General features: G+C 41.0%; 19 protein-coding genes and 1 other annotated feature. Of the genes, 16 read left to right on the top strand and 3 right to left on the bottom strand.

Annotated elements, in window-relative coordinates:
- The first annotated feature begins 204 nt into the window (after nucleotides 1–204).
- From A3H37_09605 to A3H37_09540, 14 genes are all read left to right on the top strand, one after another.
- Complete coding sequence (locus A3H37_09605) at nucleotides 205–1,170, top strand: pyruvate dehydrogenase (acetyl-transferring) E1 component subunit alpha (protein ID OGL51597.1); 966 nt, start codon at nucleotides 205–207, stop codon at nucleotides 1,168–1,170.
- 169 nt (nucleotides 1,171–1,339) lie between these two features.
- A complete protein-coding gene (locus A3H37_09600) occupies nucleotides 1,340–2,317 on the top strand; it encodes an acetoin dehydrogenase (GenBank protein OGL51596.1) in 978 nt (325 codons plus the stop codon).
- 31 nt (nucleotides 2,318–2,348) lie between these two features.
- Nucleotides 2,349–2,588 (top strand): hypothetical protein, encoded by a 240-nt coding sequence (locus A3H37_09595; protein OGL51595.1) that lies wholly within the window; start codon nucleotides 2,349–2,351, stop codon nucleotides 2,586–2,588.
- An 84-nt stretch (nucleotides 2,589–2,672) separates the two neighbouring features.
- Nucleotides 2,673–2,861 (top strand): hypothetical protein, encoded by a 189-nt coding sequence (locus A3H37_09590; GenBank protein OGL51594.1) that lies wholly within the window; start codon nucleotides 2,673–2,675, stop codon nucleotides 2,859–2,861.
- Nucleotides 2,843–3,670, top strand: coding sequence for a hypothetical protein (locus A3H37_09585; protein OGL51593.1), 828 nt, complete (start codon nucleotides 2,843–2,845; stop codon nucleotides 3,668–3,670). The genes A3H37_09590 and A3H37_09585 overlap by 19 nt, the downstream gene beginning before the upstream one ends.
- Nucleotides 3,671–4,345 (top strand): hypothetical protein, encoded by a 675-nt coding sequence (locus A3H37_09580; protein ID OGL51592.1) that lies wholly within the window; start codon nucleotides 3,671–3,673, stop codon nucleotides 4,343–4,345.
- A gap of 115 nt (nucleotides 4,346–4,460) precedes the next feature.
- Nucleotides 4,461–5,228: a hypothetical protein gene (locus A3H37_09575; GenBank protein OGL51591.1), complete on the top strand. Its 768-nt coding sequence runs from the start codon at nucleotides 4,461–4,463 to the stop codon at nucleotides 5,226–5,228.
- A 153-nt stretch (nucleotides 5,229–5,381) separates the two neighbouring features.
- Nucleotides 5,382–6,962 carry a hypothetical protein gene (locus A3H37_09570; protein OGL51590.1) on the top strand — a complete coding sequence of 527 codons (1,581 nt, stop codon included), beginning with the start codon at nucleotides 5,382–5,384 and terminating at the stop codon, nucleotides 6,960–6,962.
- A 131-nt stretch (nucleotides 6,963–7,093) separates the two neighbouring features.
- Nucleotides 7,094–7,684 (top strand): hypothetical protein, encoded by a 591-nt coding sequence (locus tag A3H37_09565; GenBank protein OGL51589.1) that lies wholly within the window; start codon nucleotides 7,094–7,096, stop codon nucleotides 7,682–7,684.
- A gap of 12 nt (nucleotides 7,685–7,696) precedes the next feature.
- Entirely contained in the window at nucleotides 7,697–10,108 is a 2,412-nt protein-coding gene (locus A3H37_09560) for a hypothetical protein (GenBank protein ID OGL51588.1), read from the top strand.
- Nucleotides 10,104–10,231 (top strand) — a binding site (molybdenum cofactor riboswitch). It overlaps the preceding gene by 5 nt.
- An 81-nt stretch (nucleotides 10,232–10,312) precedes the next feature.
- A complete protein-coding gene (locus tag A3H37_09555; protein OGL51587.1) occupies nucleotides 10,313–10,798 on the top strand; it encodes a hypothetical protein in 486 nt (161 codons plus the stop codon).
- Between the two features lie 25 nt (nucleotides 10,799–10,823).
- Nucleotides 10,824–12,755 carry an aldehyde ferredoxin oxidoreductase gene (locus A3H37_09550; GenBank protein OGL51603.1) on the top strand — a complete coding sequence of 644 codons (1,932 nt, stop codon included), beginning with the start codon at nucleotides 10,824–10,826 and terminating at the stop codon, nucleotides 12,753–12,755.
- Between the two features lie 205 nt (nucleotides 12,756–12,960).
- On the top strand, nucleotides 12,961–13,293 hold the full coding sequence (locus A3H37_09545) for a hypothetical protein (protein OGL51586.1): 333 nt from the start codon (nucleotides 12,961–12,963) through the stop codon (nucleotides 13,291–13,293).
- A 183-nt stretch (nucleotides 13,294–13,476) separates the two neighbouring features.
- The gene (locus A3H37_09540) at nucleotides 13,477–13,665 is read left to right on the top strand and encodes a hypothetical protein (protein OGL51585.1); all 189 of its coding nucleotides are present in this window, start codon (nucleotides 13,477–13,479) and stop codon (nucleotides 13,663–13,665) included.
- Nucleotides 13,666–13,674: 9 nt separating this feature from the next.
- Here A3H37_09540 and A3H37_09535 read toward each other — a convergent pair whose 3' ends face one another.
- The gene (locus A3H37_09535) at nucleotides 13,675–13,854 is read right to left on the bottom strand and encodes a hypothetical protein (GenBank protein ID OGL51584.1); all 180 of its coding nucleotides are present in this window, start codon (nucleotides 13,852–13,854) and stop codon (nucleotides 13,675–13,677) included.
- Nucleotides 13,855–14,039: 185 nt separating this feature from the next.
- Between A3H37_09535 and A3H37_09530 the strand changes: the two genes are divergently transcribed.
- A complete protein-coding gene (locus A3H37_09530) occupies nucleotides 14,040–14,684 on the top strand; it encodes a hypothetical protein (protein OGL51583.1) in 645 nt (214 codons plus the stop codon).
- Here A3H37_09530 and A3H37_09525 read toward each other — a convergent pair.
- Nucleotides 14,673–15,788, bottom strand: a complete 1,116-nt coding sequence (locus A3H37_09525; GenBank protein OGL51582.1) for a hypothetical protein — start codon at nucleotides 15,786–15,788, stop codon at nucleotides 14,673–14,675. The genes A3H37_09530 and A3H37_09525 overlap by 12 nt on opposite strands.
- A gap of 9 nt (nucleotides 15,789–15,797) precedes the next feature.
- On the bottom strand, nucleotides 15,798–16,286 hold the full coding sequence (locus A3H37_09520; protein OGL51581.1) for a hypothetical protein: 489 nt from the start codon (nucleotides 16,284–16,286) through the stop codon (nucleotides 15,798–15,800).
- A 564-nt stretch (nucleotides 16,287–16,850) separates the two neighbouring features.
- Between A3H37_09520 and A3H37_09515 the strand changes: the two genes are divergently transcribed.
- Entirely contained in the window at nucleotides 16,851–17,837 is a 987-nt protein-coding gene (locus A3H37_09515) for an ATPase (protein ID OGL51580.1), read from the top strand.
- Nucleotides 17,838–17,898: the final 61 nt, after the last annotated feature.

Genomic DNA, 17,898 nt, shown 5'->3' with positions numbered 1-17,898 from the left:
GAGAAAAGAAAGCCGGTGTTTAAGGGGAAATAGCATAGAAGATAGCCTGTTTTATGATAAAAGGTTTTTTGGCGTCATTGCGAGGGACAATGTCCCGAAGCAATCTCAATAAAGCTAATAGTTGACAACTGATTACTTACAGCTAAGGACGAGATTGCTTCGCTACGCTCGCAATGACAATAAAGAAGAGAAGGGGGTATAATAATGGCACTTACAAAGGATGATCTGATAAGGCTTTATACTACAATGCTTAGAATCAGGCGTTTTGAGGAAAGGGTTTCGGAACTTTTCCTCGGAGGGAAAATTCCGGGTTTTATTCATTTAAGCATAGGACAGGAGGCAGTTGCGGCAGGGGCATGTTTTCCCTTGAGAAAAGATGATTATATTGCAAATACCCACAGGGGGCATGGACAGTGCATTGCAAAGGGGGCCGATGTAAAGCTCCTCATGGCTGAGATATTTGGAAGGGCAACAGGATACTGCAAGGGTAAGGGCGGGTCAATGCACATGGCTACGCTTGATATCGGGATACTCGGAGCAAACGGGATAGTTGCAGGAGGAATACCTATTGCAGTTGGAGCTGCATTCAGCGCAAAATACAGGAAAACGGACCAGGTTGTTGCATGCTTTTTCGGAGATGGGGCAACAGGAGAAGGGGCATTTTACGAATCCCTGAACATATCCTCTGTTATGAAGCTTCCAATCGTATTCGTATGCGAGAACAATTCGTGGGCGGAATTCTCTCCACAGTCTGTTCATATGGATATACAGAATGTTGCTCAAAGGGCGCTTGCTTTCGGGAATCTTAAGGGAGAGACAATTGACGGCAATGATGTTGCTGTTGTACATGAGGCAATGACAAGGGCAATAGAGAGGGCAAGAAAAGGAGATGGTCCAACCTTGCTTGAATGCAAAACAACAAGGTTCAGGGGACATTACGAGGGAGATCCACAGAAATACAGACCAAAAGAGGAGCTTGATACAGCCAGGAAGAATGACACTATTGAAAGATTAAAAGTCTCTTTAATGGAGAAAAATATTATTACTGATAAAGATGTTCAAGGGATTGAGAGCATTGTAAAGGCAGAGGTTGATGAGGCGCTGAAATTTGCAGAGGAATCTCCATTGCCTAATCCTGAAGAGACAATGAGGGATGTGTATTGTGAGTAGAAGGGTTCAAGGATTCTATGGTTCAAGTGGGGAAAATAAAAAATCAAAAAGCAAATATCAAAATTAAGGAATTTAGTTTTTGACTTTTGAGTTTTGAGTTTCACTTGAATCCTTGAACCCTGGACCCCTTGAATCCTTTTAAAAGAGAAAACTAAATTAGGAGATTAAAATGCCTGAGACAAGATATATAAGAGCAGTTAACGATGCCCTTAAGGAAGAAATGGAAAGAGATAAAAATGTTTTTATTGCCGGTGAGGATGTGGCAATTGCAGGGGGTTCCTTTAGTGCAACACGAGGGCTCTATGAGCAATTTGGAAAAGAGAGAGTCGTTGACACGCCGATTGCTGAGTCAGCTATTGTAGGACTTGCCATTGGAGCAGCTCTCACAGGTTTAAGGCCTGTTGTTGAGATAATGTTTAATGATTTTGTAACCTGTGCAATGGACCAGATAGTTAATCAGACTGCAAAGATAAGATATATGTTTGGTGGCAAGCCAAAGCTTCCGCTTGTAATCAGGATGCCCTGTGGTGCGGGGATGAATGCAGGGCCACAGCACTCTCAGAGCCTGGAGGCATGGTTTACCCATGTGCCTGGCTTAAAAGTGGTTATGCCGAGCACAGTTTATGATGTCAAAGGGCTTTTGAAATCATCAATTAGGGATGATAATCCAGTCATATTTATTGAAAATAAAATCCTGTACAGCATGAAGGGGGATGTTCCAGAAGGGGATTATACAATTCCTTTAGGGGTTGGCGAAGTGAAAAGAGAAGGGAAGGATGTTACCATTGTTGCAACATCCCAGATGGTGCATAAAGCCTTAAAAGCAGCCCAGGCTCTATCGTCTGAAAAGATAGAGGCTGAGGTAATTGATCCAAGGACATTAACCCCCTTGGATAAAAATCTTATTATAAATTCAGTCAAAAAGACTGGAAGGCTTGTTGTAGCTTACGAAGCAGTTAAATTCTGTGGATTTGGTGCTGAGATTGCTGCAATTGTGAGTGAAGAAGCCTTCAAGTTTCTTAAGGCTCCCATAAAGAGGGTTGCAGCCCCTTTTACACCAGTCCCCTTTAGCAAACCTTTAGAGCAATTCTATTTGCCAAAAGAGACTGACATAGTCCAGGCAGTGAAAGAGATAGTGCATAACTGACTGATCAAGTTTTAAGAACAAGGAGAAATAGATGGCTGTTGAACTTGTGATGCCAAAGCTTGGCTTAACCATGGAAGAGGGAAGCGTTGTCAGGTGGCTTAAGAATGAAGGGGATAGAATTGAAAAGGGAGAGCCAATACTTGTAGTTGAAACAGAAAAAGTGGAATATGAAGTTGAGTCACCTGCTACAGGGGTTGTAAAACAGGTAATAGGGCAGGTGGAACAGGTTTTCCCTGTTGGTGGAGTGCTGGCGATTATAGAAGAAGGATAAAGGGGGAAATATAAATTTCAAATAATCTAAATTAATTTTACAGAAATAGACCTTTAAATCTGCTGTTTAACGGGTCTAAACAGGGTGTTTAAAAATCGCTTCATTGTCATTGCGAGCGAAGCGAAGCAATCTCAGTTTTATGTAAATCAATTGAGTAGAGATTGCCACGTCGCTATCGCTCCTCGCAATGACACCAAACAGACCCTTTTTCAGCAGGCAAATAAAGATCTGTTTCTAAGGAAAGATCGTAATACATGGATCCAAAAGAATTAGAAGAACTGAGTTTAAAGCAGTCTGATAAAATTTTAAATGCCCTGAAGTCAGGTGACAGAGAAAAGGCGCTTAAGGAGTGCGAGGCGCTTTCAAAGGAGTTTATTCTTGTACATAAAGGACTGAGAAAGGTTATTGAGTTTATTATGCAATACATTGAGCAGTATTTCAGGGATGAACAGGAAAAAATCGCAAAAGAGATAGAGGAGTCAATAAGAGGAAAAGATGATGAAAAAACTAAAAGGCTACTTGAGCAAAGAGAGAAACAGCATCTCCTTATACATGACATCTATATAGAGATGATGGTTTCATGCTTCAGCTACATGGGGAAGGTTTATGGTGATAAAGGGTTGGAAGGGGTGTTGCGACATTCAGGAGAGATGCAGAAGCAGGGGTTTATATCATGGGAGAATATGCCTGTTGAGGACTTTGTCAGAGCAACAGCCCATCTTATGAAAACCCATATGGGAAAAATGAAAATACTGGAAGATGATGAGAAATTTACCTTTATTCATGACCCGTGTGGCAGTGGTGGAAAGCTTATGAGAGAGGGGGCTTATGATGCTCCGAAAAATTATTACAAGGTAAAAAAATCACAGCCAATAGGTTTTAACAAAGAGAATTTTCCCGGTTACTGTTCCCATTGCGCTGTATGGAACAATATACAGGCAATTGAGTGGTTTGGACATCCTCAGTGGGTACATGAGGCGCCAAACTCTCCTGATGAGCCATGTAAATTTCACATCTATAAAGACCCAAAAAAAATTCCTGAAAAATATTTTAAGCAGGTTGGAAAGGAAAAGAAGTCTTAAATGGAATTAAAAGTAAAAGAAAAAATCCCTGTAAAGGGAATTAGGGCTACAATTGCAAAGAGAATGGCTCAGAGCTGGAATGAAGCGCCTCGCGTTGCAGAAATCGTCCTTGTTGATGCTGGTAAAGCGCAGAAGTTTGCAGAAGGGAAAAAGGCTGACAATGTGAATTTTAATGATATACTTGTAAAAGCTACAGCATCTGCATTAAAGCTTCATCCAATATTTAACTCCGCATTAATCAATGATGAAATATTAGTTTTTGAAGATATAAACATAGGACTTGCAGTTGCGCTTGACCAGGGGTTAATAGTTCCTGTTATCAGGGATGCAGGAAACTTGAGCCTTGAGGATATTGCAAAGAAAAGGATTGAGATAATTGAGAAAGTGAAAGGCGGAGCAAGAAGCCCTGAGATATTAACTGGCGGTACTTTTACAATCACAAACCTTGGGGGTTTGGGAATAGAGTTTTTTACTCCTATCATCAACCATCCCCAGTGCGGAATCCTTGGAATTGGAGCAATGAAAGAGAGAGCAATTGTTGAGAATGGCAGTGTGGTTGCGCGGCTTACTGTTTATCTCAGCTTTGTATTTGACCACAGGATTATAGACGGAGCACCGGCTGCAAGGTTTTTGAATCAGATAAAGGAGTTTTTGGAAAAACCTGAAGGGTTATAAACAATTAACAGGTATGAAAATAAGCATCGGGTTTGGAGACCAGATGCCACCCGGATAGTGGCAGGTCTCCTGACCTGCCATTTTCAAAGGAAAGGAAATAAAATAGTTAGCTTATATGAGCTTAAAATTATTTGATCTAACCGGAAAAATTGCAATTGTAACAGGCGCAAGCAAGGGGCTTGGTAAAGCCATGTCGCTTGGAATGGCAGATGCCGGAGCTGATATTGTTCTTGTAAGCAGGACATTGAAGGACCTTGAAGTTGTTGCAGAGGAGATAAGGGCAAAGGGAAGAAAGGCGCTCCCTGTGCCGGCTGATGTTTCAAAGAATGCTGATATAGAGCGGATGGTTAAGGAAGCAATGGGGAAATTCGGGAAAATAGATATTCTTGTAAACAATACAGGAATAAGCGGTGACAAACCGGTTCTTAAGATGGAAGAGGAATACTGGGATTATGTAATGTCAGTAAACTTGAAAGCTCCCTTTCTCTGTTCAAAGGCTGTTGGGGCTGAGATGGTAAAGAGAAAGAAGGGGAAGATAATCAATATTTCCTCCATTACTTTTTATATGGCAATCCCAAACATGACATCCTACTGCGCATCAAAGGCAGGAGTGGTTCAGTTCACAAAAGCCCTTGCTCTTGAATGGGCAAGGTATAATATACAGGTAAATGCAATCTGTCCCGGATATTTCAGGACTCCGATGAATGAAAAGTTTTTTTCAACAGATGCAGGCAAAAAAATAATCGAGCAGACACTTCCTTTTAAACGCCTTGGCGAACCAGAAGAACTGGTAGGTTCAGTAGTTTTCCTTGCTTCTGATGCATCGAATTTTATTACTGGGGCTGTCCTTGTAGTTGATGGAGGACAGATATTAGGGAAGTGAATTTATATTTTATTACTGATTTGTACAAAATAATATCACAAGAGATAGGCGGGGTTTTCTAACCCCGCCTATTAGGCAGGACAGGAATGTCCTGCCTATCGTAGGAAAATTTAGAAATTTTTATCATAATATATCATTTTTCGGAGGATTTAGATGAGCACAATCATAGGGCGCAATAAAAATCTGAGAAAACTCCTTGAGTTTCAGGCAGAGACCTATCCAAATAAGATATTTTTAATTTTTATTGACCGCAATGATAATGTTGAAACAGTAACATATAAAGAGTTTAATGAAAAAGTTAACCGCCTTGCAAACGGTCTTCTTTCTCTCGGAGTAAAAAAAGGTGATTTTGTAACCTGCAATCTGCCAAACTCCACAGGATTCTGCCTTACATGGTTTGCAACTTCAAAGATTGGCGCCATAATGATTCCAACCAATACAATGTCTCAGGCAGATGAAATGAAATATATGCTCAACCACTCTGAAAGCAGCACCCTTATAACAGACCCTGAATATGCAAGCATGATTGATGGCATAAAAGGGAAATGCCCCAAGCTTAAAAACCTGATTCTCTACAGGGCTGAAGAGGCGCAAAAAGGGTACATGCTCCTTTCTGATGTAATTAAAAACTCATCTCCTGAGCTTGCACCAACCAAGGTTGACCCGATGGATGTTTCAACCATGCTCTATACATCGGGAACCACCGCACGTCCCAAGGGAGTGCTTCTGACACATGCAAATTCTCTGTGGATAGGTGAGGCAATGGCATGCGAGCAGAAGCTGACAAGCGAGGACAGGCATATATGCGTGCTCCCGCTTTTCCATGTGAATGCCATGTACATTTCATTTATGCCAACCCTTACAGCAGGTGCAAGCATAATAGTCTGCGAGCGTTTTTCTGCATCAAGATACTTTGATTTTGTGAGAAGGTTTTGCGCTACAATAACAAGCCTTGTTGCCACAAATGTCAGGCAGCTTCTTCTTCAGCCAAGGCACCCTGACGATGCAAACAACAAGATGAGAAGAATCTGCTTTGCGATTGCAATAACAGACGAGCAGTGGGATGAGTTTGAGGCAAGGTTTGACTGCACCCTCTACGACCTCTACGGGTTGACTGAAACTCTTGCACCTTGCACTTTTACTGCAATGCATGCAAAACGAAAAAGAGGCTCAGTTGGGTTTCCCATATTTGGTGATGAGATTAAGATTGTTGATGATGAGAGGAAGGAACTCCCTTACGGTGGGGTTGGAGAGATTGCTGTAAAAGGGATTCCGGGTGTGCAGCTGATGAAGGGTTATTACAAAAACCCTGAAGCAACTGCTGCTGTTCTTGACAAGGATAACTGGTTCTATACAGGTGATTTTGGGAAGATGGATGAAGACGGGCATGTATATTTCATTGACCGGAAAAAAGATGTGATTAAAAGGGCAGGTGAGAATGTTGCTGCCAATGAAGTGGAAAGGGTTCTGACCGAGCATCCTGCTGTACTTGAAGCGGCTGTGATTGGAGTTCCTGATGAGATGAGGGATGAGGCTGTAAAAGCCTTTGTCATGTTAAAGGAGGGCCAGTCAATAACTGTTGAGACACTCCAGCAGTACTGCGGGACAAAACTTGCTAAATTTAAGATTCCGCAGTATATAGATTTTGTCACAGGCTTTCCAAAGACATCAATCGGGAAAATTCAAAAGAATATTTTAAAGGCACAGGAGCTTGAAAAACTTAAGAAGAGTTAATAGCTATAAGCTATCAGCCATCAGCTTTTAGCTGAATGCTGAACACTGACCGCTAATATACGAGATTGCCACGCCCATTCAAAAAGCTCATGGGCTCGCAATGATAGGTAAAATCAATATAAGAAAATCTTATGGACACCCTAGTAAAAAAATTTGATGAAATAAATTTAGAGAATCGAAAGCTTCTCATTGAACTTATCAAAAAATTCTCTTCTTCCGGTGGCAAGGAATTAAAAGAAGGAAATGCCGTTAAGCCCCTCCATGAAATATTCTTTGCCGGAAGGGCAATTATAGATGATGAAAAATGTATTGCCTGTGGCGCATGTGCTGAAACCTGTCCAACAGGCGCCTTATCAATCAGGGATGACGAGAATATAAGAACAATAAGCCATACTCACCAGCTATGTATTGCCTGTAAAAGATGTGAAACAAGCTGCGAGGATAAGGCAATAAAGATTGAAGTTGAACTTAATCTAAAGGATTTTATTGAGGGAAATTTAAGGAAAAAAAAGAGTGCAGAGCTTAAACTCTGCAAAGAATGCAAAAAACCTGTTGGTCCTGTTGCATCTATTGCGAGGATAGCAGAGAAGCTTAAAGAAGAAGGTATAGAGTTATCTGAGTTAGATTATTGCCAGAAGTGCAGGAAGTGGAGAACAGCATATGAATCAGTTCCCAAGCTTTCAATCTACCTGCAGAGGAGCTATCCTGATGGGGAAAAATAAATAAAGCCCTATATGAAAAAGAGTGAAGGGACTAAAAAGAGTTTGGATAAATCTACAGGAATTTTTCTTTGCTCCTGCAGTGAAGAGATTTCCAAAACAATAAATTTTGATAATCTTGCCGAGTTTCTTGGCTCAATACCTGATGTTAAAGTCGAGCTTGTCCGCCATCTTCTTTGCCAGGAGCCTGATTTGACCTTTCTTGCAGAGGAAATTGAAAAAAACAAGTATCAAAAGGTAATCATTGCTGCATGTTCCCCGCAATACATAACAAAAATTTTTGAAAAATCCTTTCTGGAAAAACTCGTAACACTTGAGTATTTTGAAATAGTGAATATCAGGGAGGGGTGTGCGTGGGTTCACATAGATAACCCCTCTGATGCTTTAAATAAAACAAAGGCTTTGATTCAGGTATCTCTGGAGAGGGCAAGAAGGAATGAAAAAGTTCTTTCCCGCAAAATAGGGATAGAAACCAAGGCTGTTGTGATAGGCGGAGGGACTGCAGGTGTTGCAGCTGCTTTTGAACTTGCTGAGGCAGGAGTAAAAACATATCTGCTTGAAAAGAAACCTTATCTTGGAGGCATTGCTGCAAAAATCGGGAAAGTGGTTCCAACTGATGACTGTGCGATGTGCACAGCTTTTATGGACAGCAATAACCTTGAAATATGCAGAAAGTGCATCTACAGAAGCAGGATTGACGCAAATGACAACCTTGAGATAATCACCCAGGCAGATGTGAAGAAGCTGAAAGGCTCTCCGGGAGACTTTTCAGTTACATTTGAAGCTTCTCCAAGATTTGTAGATATAAAAAAATGCATCCTCTGCAAGAAATGCGAGGAGGTTTGCCCTGTTGACGGCATTAAGGAGTTTCCTTACGCCACAAACTCAAGAAAGGCGATTTACCTTCCAATACCGCAGGCAATCCCAAGGGGATACATGGTTGAGAGAAGCCTTTGTCCTCCTGAGTGCAGGAGGTGTGAGGATATATGTCCAACAAGGGCAATTGATTTAAACCAGAAAGAAGAGAAAAGAGAAATCAGGTGCGGCTCAGTTATTGTAGCAACAGGGATAGAAATGTTTAATCCCTCACCATTAAAAGAATACGGTTACGGAAGATTTCCAAATGTGATAAATCAGGTTGAGCTTGCAAGGATGCTTGACCCTGACGGTCCAACAAGAGGTTCAGTGGTTGCTCCATCAACGGGCAAGCCTGCAAAAAAAATAGTCATGGTTCAGTGTGTTGGCTCAAGGGATAAATACCACGAGTACTGCTCTGAGCTTTGCTGCATATTTGCACTCAAACACGCGAATGTGATTAAAGAGAGAACTGATGCAGAGGTAACTGTTTGTTACATCGACATAAGAAGCCATGGTTTTTATGAGAGGTATTACCTTGAAGCCCGTGATAAATGGGTGAATTTTATAAAGGGAAGACCTTCTGAGATTACAGAAAACCCGCAGACCCGCGAACTCTGTGTACAGGTTGAAGATGCATTGCTTAACCAGGATTTAAGGCTTTCTGCTGACCTTGTGGTTCTTTCTGCTGCGCTTATTCCGTCAGAGGGGACACAGGAGATTTCAAAGACATCAAACCTGAATTTGAACAATTATGGATTTATAAAAGAGTATTATGGAAAGAACCGCTCCAGTGAAACAGAGAGCATTGGAATATATGTTGCAGGAGGGGCTTCAGGGCCCAAAAACATACCATCATCTGTTGCTCATGCAGGAGCAGCAGCAACAAAGGCTTTGATTGAGATAAAAAGGCAGCAGGCACACAGGAGGCTTAAGGTTGCGAGTGTGAACGATGACCTTTGCATAAAATGTGAAATCTGTATGAAAATTTGCCCCTTCCATGCGGTTGAGGGAATATTTTCGGATGAGTCTCCGGTTCTTCTCACTAAACCTCCAAAGGTAAATGAACTTGTCTGTGTTAATTGCGGCCAGTGTTCAGCTTATTGCCCGACTGGCGCAATTCAGGCAAAGAATTATAATCGCGAGTCTGTTTTTGCGCAGATTGAAGGAATACTTAAAAATAATTTCATTACTCCAAAAATTGTCACGTTCTTATGTCTTGAATGTGCTTATGCTGCCATGGACATTGCAGGGCTTCAGAAGCTACAGTACCCTGCAAGTATTTTGCCTATAGGGCTTCCATGCGCAGGCAAAACAACAATGCTTGATATCCTAAAGTCATTTGAGCTTGGAGCGGATGGCGTACTTGTCGGAGGGTGCCAGACATGCCATTTTAAAAACGGGAAAGAGTTGATGATAACGCAGGTAGAGTTGACCAAGTCTGTAATGGACTTGGTTGGTATTGACAAAGGCAGGCTTGACTTTTTTGTAACTGCAATTGCTGATAGCAGAAAATTTCTTGACAAAGCAAGAAATATAACTGAGAAAATAAAAAAAATGGCAAATTTTTAGATTTCTGTCTCCGAACCATTTCGCCTAAATCTTGAAATAAAAGATATGGGGAATGGTCGCTATTAGGGTATTCTGAGAAATCAGAATGCCTCCCGTCAGGAAAGGAGAAAGATTAAAAAAAATAACTGGAAGGAGGTGAGTCCCTGAAAGATTATCAAAATGTTTTGTGGTTTTAAACAAGGTTAATCTTATAAAGGGGGAAGTATGAGTCAGCAAAAAGTTATAATGATCAATGCGGACAAATGTTGCGGGTGCAGAGTATGTGAAATGGCTTGCGCTCTTTATAACGAGAAGGAGTGCAGTCCGTCCCTCTCCAGAATCAGAGTCGTGAGAAATGAGGCAGAAGGCGATAGTTTTCCTGTCGGGTGTGCTTTATGCACAAAAGCAGTTTGTGTTGAAGTCTGCCCCACAGGAGCAAACCAGATAGACCCAAATACAGGTACAGGGGTTATTATTGAAGAGAAATGCGTAGGATGCAGGGCTTGTGTAAGGGCCTGTCCTTTTGGAGCCGCGGGAATCAGTTACAAGACAGGCAAAGCCTTTAAATGCAATGTGTGTAACGGCGACCCGCAGTGCGTTCTTCACTGCCCGACAAACTGTCTGGAATATGCACCGGCTGAATTAACAATCCGTCATCGCAGAAGAGCACTTGCAGATGATGTGATATCTAAACTGAAAGGAGAAGCATAATATGTACGGATGGAGAGGAAAAAGAATCCGGTTTGACCTTACTAAGGGTAAATGGGAGATTGAAGAGACTCCCTATGAATACCGGCGTAAATGGCTTGGCGGAAGGGGATACAACTCAGAAGTTCTTTATAACGAGGTTGGTCCTGATGTGGACCCGTTTTCTCCTGACAACGTAGTGTGCCTTGGCGTTGGTCCAATGTCTGGAACATTCGGACCTTCAACGGGAAGGGTTACTGTTACTGCAAAATCTCCTTTAACAGGCGGTTTTGGTGACTCCAACATGGGTGGCCATTGGGGAGCAGAGCTGAAATTTGCAGGCTATGAACAGATAATTCTTAAAGGGAAAGCGCCAAAACCATCATACATCTGGATTGATGATGACAAGATTGAGATAAGGGATGGAGCCCATATATGGGGAAAATACCCAAGGGATGCTGACAGGATAATCAAGGAAGAGCTGGGGGATAAGGATATCCATATTGTTACCATTGGTCCTGCAGGAGAAAATCTTGTCCGCTTTGCCTGTACCTTCAATGACTGCTACAGGGCAGCAGGAAGAACAGGACACGGTGCAGTAATCGGCTCAAAGAACATAAAAGCGATTGCTGTGAGGGGAACAGGCGGGGTAAAAATTGCCAATCCTGAAAAGTTTTATGAAATAACAAGCGAATGGCGTAAGACCATGAGAAATGACCCGATGGCACAGGGTTTGTATGCCTATGGAAGCTTGGTTCTCATTATGCCATGTAACTATGAAATGGGGTGGTTTCCATGGAAGAACCTGAAATACGGTTACCACCCTGATGCAAGAAACATCTCCGGAGAAGTATGGACAAAAAAGCATCTGAAAGGCAAAGAGGGATGTTTTTCCTGCGCGATTGTGTGCGGAATACACAGCGAAATCAGGGATGGAAAATATGCCGGTGAATACACAGGCGGGCCTGAGTATGAAGCCTGTGTGCCAACAGGACCAAGGGTCGGAATAATTGATTCCAACGAATGCCTGCACGGGGCAGTCCTTACAAATAATTTTGGAATGGATGCCATCGAGGCAGGAGCTTCAATAAGCTGGGCAATGGAATGTTGGGAAAAGGGTTACCTGACTGCAAAGGATACTGGAGGGCTTGAGCTTAACTGGGGAGATGCAGAGATTGTTGACAAACTCCTCAGAATGATGACCTACAGGGAAGGATTTGGAGATATCCTTGCAGAGGGACCGACAATTGCTGCTAAAAAACTCGGTGTTGGCGAAGACTGCCTTGTTTCAACAAGAGGTATGTCTCTGCCCGGTGACGACCCAAGAGGTTTGGGTTTTGGCTATGGTTTAAGCTTTGCAATGGGAACACGCGGAGGCTGTGACCACTTGAGGTCACTGTGCTGCCTTGAACTTTCCGGATATCTATATCCAGGGCTGAATGAAAAAATTGTAGGAACTGAGGAATGTTCAAAACCTCTGACAACAGCAGGAAAACCAAAGATGGTCTGGTGGGAAGAGCATCACAAGGCATTTGTTGATTGCCTGCAGGTCTGCTGTTTCAACACCCACTGGTCATACGGATGCAGAAATGAGCATCTGGTTCCAATGCTGAATTATGTTACAGGGCTTGACTTTACAGAGGAAGAGGTTCTGTTAATTGGAGAAAGAATCTACAACCTTGAAAGGGCTTACTGGTCAAGACAGTTAAGCGGCAAGAACGATGATGTGGTTCCAAGAAGGTTCACACACGAGCCGATGCCAGAGAACCCGACTGCAAGTTCAGGAAAAGTTCTGCCAATTGATGATATGCTGCCTGAATATTACAAGCTCAGACAGTATGAACCTGAGACCGGTTTTCCCGGAGACAAACGCCTGAGGGAATTGGGGCTTGAATATGTTGCGGATGAACTGAAACCGTACAGGGAAAAATATATTGCAAGGGAAAAAGCGAAAAAGGCTAAGAAGAAAGATAAAGAATAACAACTTTTTGAAATTGCCGACATCTGCCTGCTTCTTAAATCATGAGGTGCAGGCAGGTTGTTGGTGACTACTGAGGATTCGAGAGTTAAAAATTCCCCCAACCCCCCTTTAGAAAAGGGGGAAAAGGGGGATTTGATTTTTACTTGACCCCTTGCTCCTTGAATCCTATAATACTTACAGAAACTAATTCTAAGAAATAAATGTTATGAAAATAAAGGTAAGATACTACAACCTGACTCTTGATGTTACAAAAAAAGTTGAAGAGGAAATAGAGATAAAAGACGGTTCAACCGTAAATGATGCTATTACCTTTCTTATTAATAAATACGGCTACATGTTCCAGAAGCGGGCAATCCTGACAATGGATTCAATGCAGGGGAAAGTTACAAGAGCAAATGTTTATCTTAATAACCATCCTGTTGACTATGAAGCCAACTATCCCCAGAAATTAAATACTGTCCTTAAAGACGGCGACTCGATTTCCTTTGGCTCGCTGATTGGGGGAGGGGCTTCTAAGGCAACACTGTTAGTTCATTAAGAAAATTCCAGCCTGATATTTTCCAAGATGTTCTGCTAAAATAGAATTATTGTTGTGCAGGGGATTTTGTTATTCATTTAGTGTCTATTAATGACATTATTAAGATGAAAAAGAAGGCTGGACGGGATAAAGATTTGTCTGATATTGCAATGCTTAAAATATTGCAAAAAGAAGAGTAAAAATATGCCGCGAAAAACTAAAAAGCATCCTGCTTATATCTATCCGATTGAGGTATTGCGAAAATTCAGGGATTCTTCTGCTGAATGGAAGCTCAACTGGTTAGAAGAAATTAACATTCTTTCCTCTAAAGTGCTGAATAAAAGAGAGAAGGTATTTCGTGAAAAGATTAGAAAAGGATTGATTAAGACTTAGCAGAGGTTGTTAATATTGTTTCTTTCCTATTACAATTCTGCAGTTAAGATAATTTTCCCTTGGAAATTTTAAATCCCTTGTTTTAATGTTAAAGCAAAAAAACTTTTTTAAAAACTGTAGAAACAGGTTTTTACAGATTGTCAAAAAACTCGTGTTTTCGTCATTGCAAGCAGGTCCCTCGCCTGCCATTGCGAAGGGCTTTAGTCCTGCAATCTGACCCAAAGGGTTATTACGAGAGCCGATTTATCGGTTTGTGGTAATTTCGTCTGGATTGCTTCGTCGCTATCGCTCCTCGCAAGGACGGGCGAGGATTATGAGACAGTTGCAATGACATTGCGACATAGTTAATAATACTGAAAGCTGAGAGCTATAGCATGAAACAGATTGACCTCATAATTTTTGACCTTGATGGAACTTTGATAAATTCTTTAAAAGATATTGCCATCTCTTTGAATTTTACCATTGAAAGGCTTGGGCTTGAAAGGCTTGATGAAGAAAAGGTAAAAAGCTACATTGGCTCAGGGATAAAGAAACTGATGGAAGATGTGCTTGGTTCAGATAAAGACAGCAGAGCACCAGAGATGATTGATTTCTTCAGGGAACACCATGAGAAACACCTTCTTGATAACACAGTTTTATATCCTGGAGTGAGAGAAACCCTTCAGTTCTTCAGTCCAAAGAAGAAGGCAGTAATTTCAAACAAGAACAGGGAATTTTCTGTTGCCATTCTTAAAGGGCTTGGGGCAGAAGATTATTTTGATGTGGTTCTTGGACCTGAGGATACATTGCAGAGGAAGCCGTCTCCTGAACCGATTCTGAATGTTCTTGCGAGATTAAATATCAATCAGTCAAAGACTCTGATGATTGGTGACAATCCGATTGACATTGAGGCAGGAAAGTCTGCAGGGGTTTTTACCTGCGGCGTCACTTATGGGTTTTGTAAAAAGGAAGATATTGAAAAAGCCAATCCTGATTTTGTTATAAACGATTTAAGAGATTTGAAGAATCTAATAATTTGATTTAAGAGCTGATTCTATTTCTTCTTTTACACTCTGGTTTGTTTCCAGCAAAAGAGCCTTTTCAAGCCCCTTCTTAGTCTTTTCTCCGCTGATTTTCCCTAAAGCCCAGGCGGTATGTGAGCGGACAAGTTTATCTTCGTCCACAAGGGCTTTCAAAAGTTCCGGAACAGCTTTTTCGCATTTTGAGTTTCCAAGGGCAACAGCGACATTTCTTCTGAAATATCTTCTGCCTCCCATTATGAAATCAAAAAATTTTACTCCGTATTTTTCCTGATACTTTTCTTCAGTTATATTTAAAGAAGGAATCAACTCAGGATAGATTACCTCATCAGGCATTTTGTCTTTTTTGTTAATTGCGAGGTCTTGTTTGTTATAGGGACATACATCGCTGCAGATTGTGCAGTTGCCTATATTGACACCAATTGCTTCCCTGTACTGCCTTGGAATCTCTGTTTTCAGATGGCATAGAAAATAGGTTATGCATTTGCCAACATTCAGGTTATAGGGTTTTGACAGGGCGTCTGTCGGGCAGGCTTCAACGCAGATGTTGCATTTACCGCAGTCATCTTTTGCAGGACTGTCAGGCTCAAGAGGGGCATTTGTGATTATAGTTGAAAGTGTAAGCCATGACCCGTATTTTTCATTTATTACAAGGGTATTCTTCCCTATCTTTCCTATTCCTGCCTCTGCTGCTTTAGCTTTCTGGGAAAATCCGACAAAAGGCACTTCTGCTTCAAATCCGTTGCTTTTCAGGAAATTTACTATCTTGCCGGATTTTTCCATTCCGGAGTTAATAATATTATCATTCATATAAAAATCGCCTATCTCTCCAACAGGATTTATTTTCTCATTAGCTCTTGGAGCTATTTCCCCAAAATAGGAATTAGTTGCAAGTACAATTACTGCCTTTGCGTCTTCCATAAAATCAGTGCAGTTGAAAAGCTCTTCATTGGAGTGGATCGGATTTCCTTCTTTAAGGGCTCTCATGCAATTCCTGAAGCGTTCTTTGTCAGCACTGCTGAAAGGTGAAGCGCTTGAGATTCCTGTGAGAGAGGGGTTGCAGTTTTCCTGAATGAAGCTTTTTACCTTTTCTTTTGTAAGCATGATTTATCCTTATTCTCTAACATAGAAATCAAGTTCATACTCATCAAATGGTTGTCCAAGGATTGATTTGCGTTCCTTTTCTAAAATGTCAAGGTGATTCTGCTCATCTATTATGAGGGATTTAAAAAGGTCTTTAAGCTCTTTAATATTAAGCGCTGCCTCGGATTTTTCAAAATGTTCTTTTTCTGTTTTCTCGTATCCGATGGCTATGTCAACAATATGAAGATATGAGGGGTCATCCTTGATTACTTTTACTGTTTTCAAAGAGACATTCTTGAGTTTTGAGGTATCAAGTTTCTTGTCGAGAGTTTTTTCAAAGGCTTCTTTCAGAAGATGCATGTGCCTTTCTTCATCTTTTATTAAAACCTTGAGATTCTTTTTGCTATCCTCGGCAAGTTCTCTTTTTGCGCAATTGGAGTAAAGTTCTATGACTCTGAGTTCATTCTTCATTGCAATTATTAAGGCTTCTGTTATTTTTTTCTCATCTTTTACCGGCATATTTATTTTACCTCACTTTCTATATATCCTGACAGTAGACGAACCTACCCTACAATCCCATCAATGAAAATTATTTTTTTTATTTAATAAAACTTATCTGTTTTAAAGTCAAGAATTTATAGTAATTTAACAAATATATAGTGAGTAGTAAAGTGGGGTAAATTTATGCCATTTTGCCCATCAAACAGATTTTAACCTCATCCAGCCAGCAGAGTTATTCCACAGAAAATCTCATTAGACAGATAATTTGGATTTGTAAAACAGATAAATATAAATGGGTTTTTCAATCTCCCTTGAAGGGTTAATTTGTGAGAAAGGAACGTTTTTTTGAAAACCCTGTCTCACCATAATAATGTTTTTTGGGTGTAAAATTGGTTAATTCTTTGTTCTTCCCTACCATGAATAATTTTAACATTGATTTGACATCTATGTTTTGATATTTAAAATTATAAAATTATTTTTGTTTCAAAACAGATTGGTAAAGGCAGAGCCTGTGCCTGCTGAAAATCAAAATTTCAGCAGATGTTACAGCAGCGCATATAAACAGAATCATTGGAGGGTATTATGGCACTTACTATTCCTGAGATTACCGAAAAGGTCAAAGAAAAGAGCAGGTTTATTGCAAAATTAATTTCTGAAATAAGCAGGGTGATTGTGGGACAGCAGTATTTGATTGAAAGGCTTTTGCTCGGGATTCTTTCAAACGGGCATATACTGGTAGAAGGGGTTCCGGGCCTTGCAAAGACAACAGCAGTAAAAACACTTGCCAAGGCAATCAACACCAAGTTTCAGAGAATCCAGTTCACGCCAGACCTCCTGCCTGCTGACCTTCTTGGAACACAGATTTACCTTCCAAAGGATGGAATCTTTACAATAAAAAAGGGACCTATTTTCAGCAATATAATCCTGGCTGATGAAATAAACAGGGCTCCTGCAAAGGTACAGTCTGCGCTTCTTGAGGCAATGCAGGAGAGACAGGTTACTCTGGCGGAGCAGACTTTTAAGCTTGAAGAGCCTTTTCTTGTAATGGCTACGCAGAACCCGATAGAGCAGGAAGGAACATACCCTCTTCCAGAGGCACAGGTTGACCGCTTTATGCTGAAACTAAGGGTGAGTTACCCGAATAAGGCTGAAGAGAAAGAGATTATGAAAAGGGTTTCATCGCTAACAGAAATAAAGACTGAAGCTGTCATAGAGCCATCAGAAATACTTGAGGCAAGAAAGATGATAGAACAGGTTTACATAGATGAAAAAATTCAGGACTATATTGTGGCAATAGTTTTTGCCACAAGGAATCCGAGCCAATATGGTCTGAATATCGGCAACCTGATACAGTACGGTGCTTCTCCGAGGGCATCAATATATTTAAATCAGGCAGCAAAGGCTTATGCATTTATTCAGGGAAGAGGATATGTTACTCCACAGGATGTGAAGCTAATCTGCCCTGACATACTGCGCCACAGAATCATTCTTTCCTATGAGGCAGAGGCAGAGAATTTAACCACTGATGATATAATCAGGACAATCTTAGAGAAGATTGACGTACCTTAGGACGAGGGTCAAAGGGTCATAGGGTGTAGGGTCAAGTGTAATAAAAGAAAAAATAAAATAT

The sequence above is a fragment of the Candidatus Schekmanbacteria bacterium RIFCSPLOWO2_02_FULL_38_14 genome (assembly GCA_001790855.1).
Classification (GTDB): Bacteria; Schekmanbacteria; GWA2-38-11; order GWA2-38-11; family GWA2-38-11; genus 2-02-FULL-38-14-A.
This window is presented reverse-complemented; position numbering and strand designations above follow the sequence as displayed.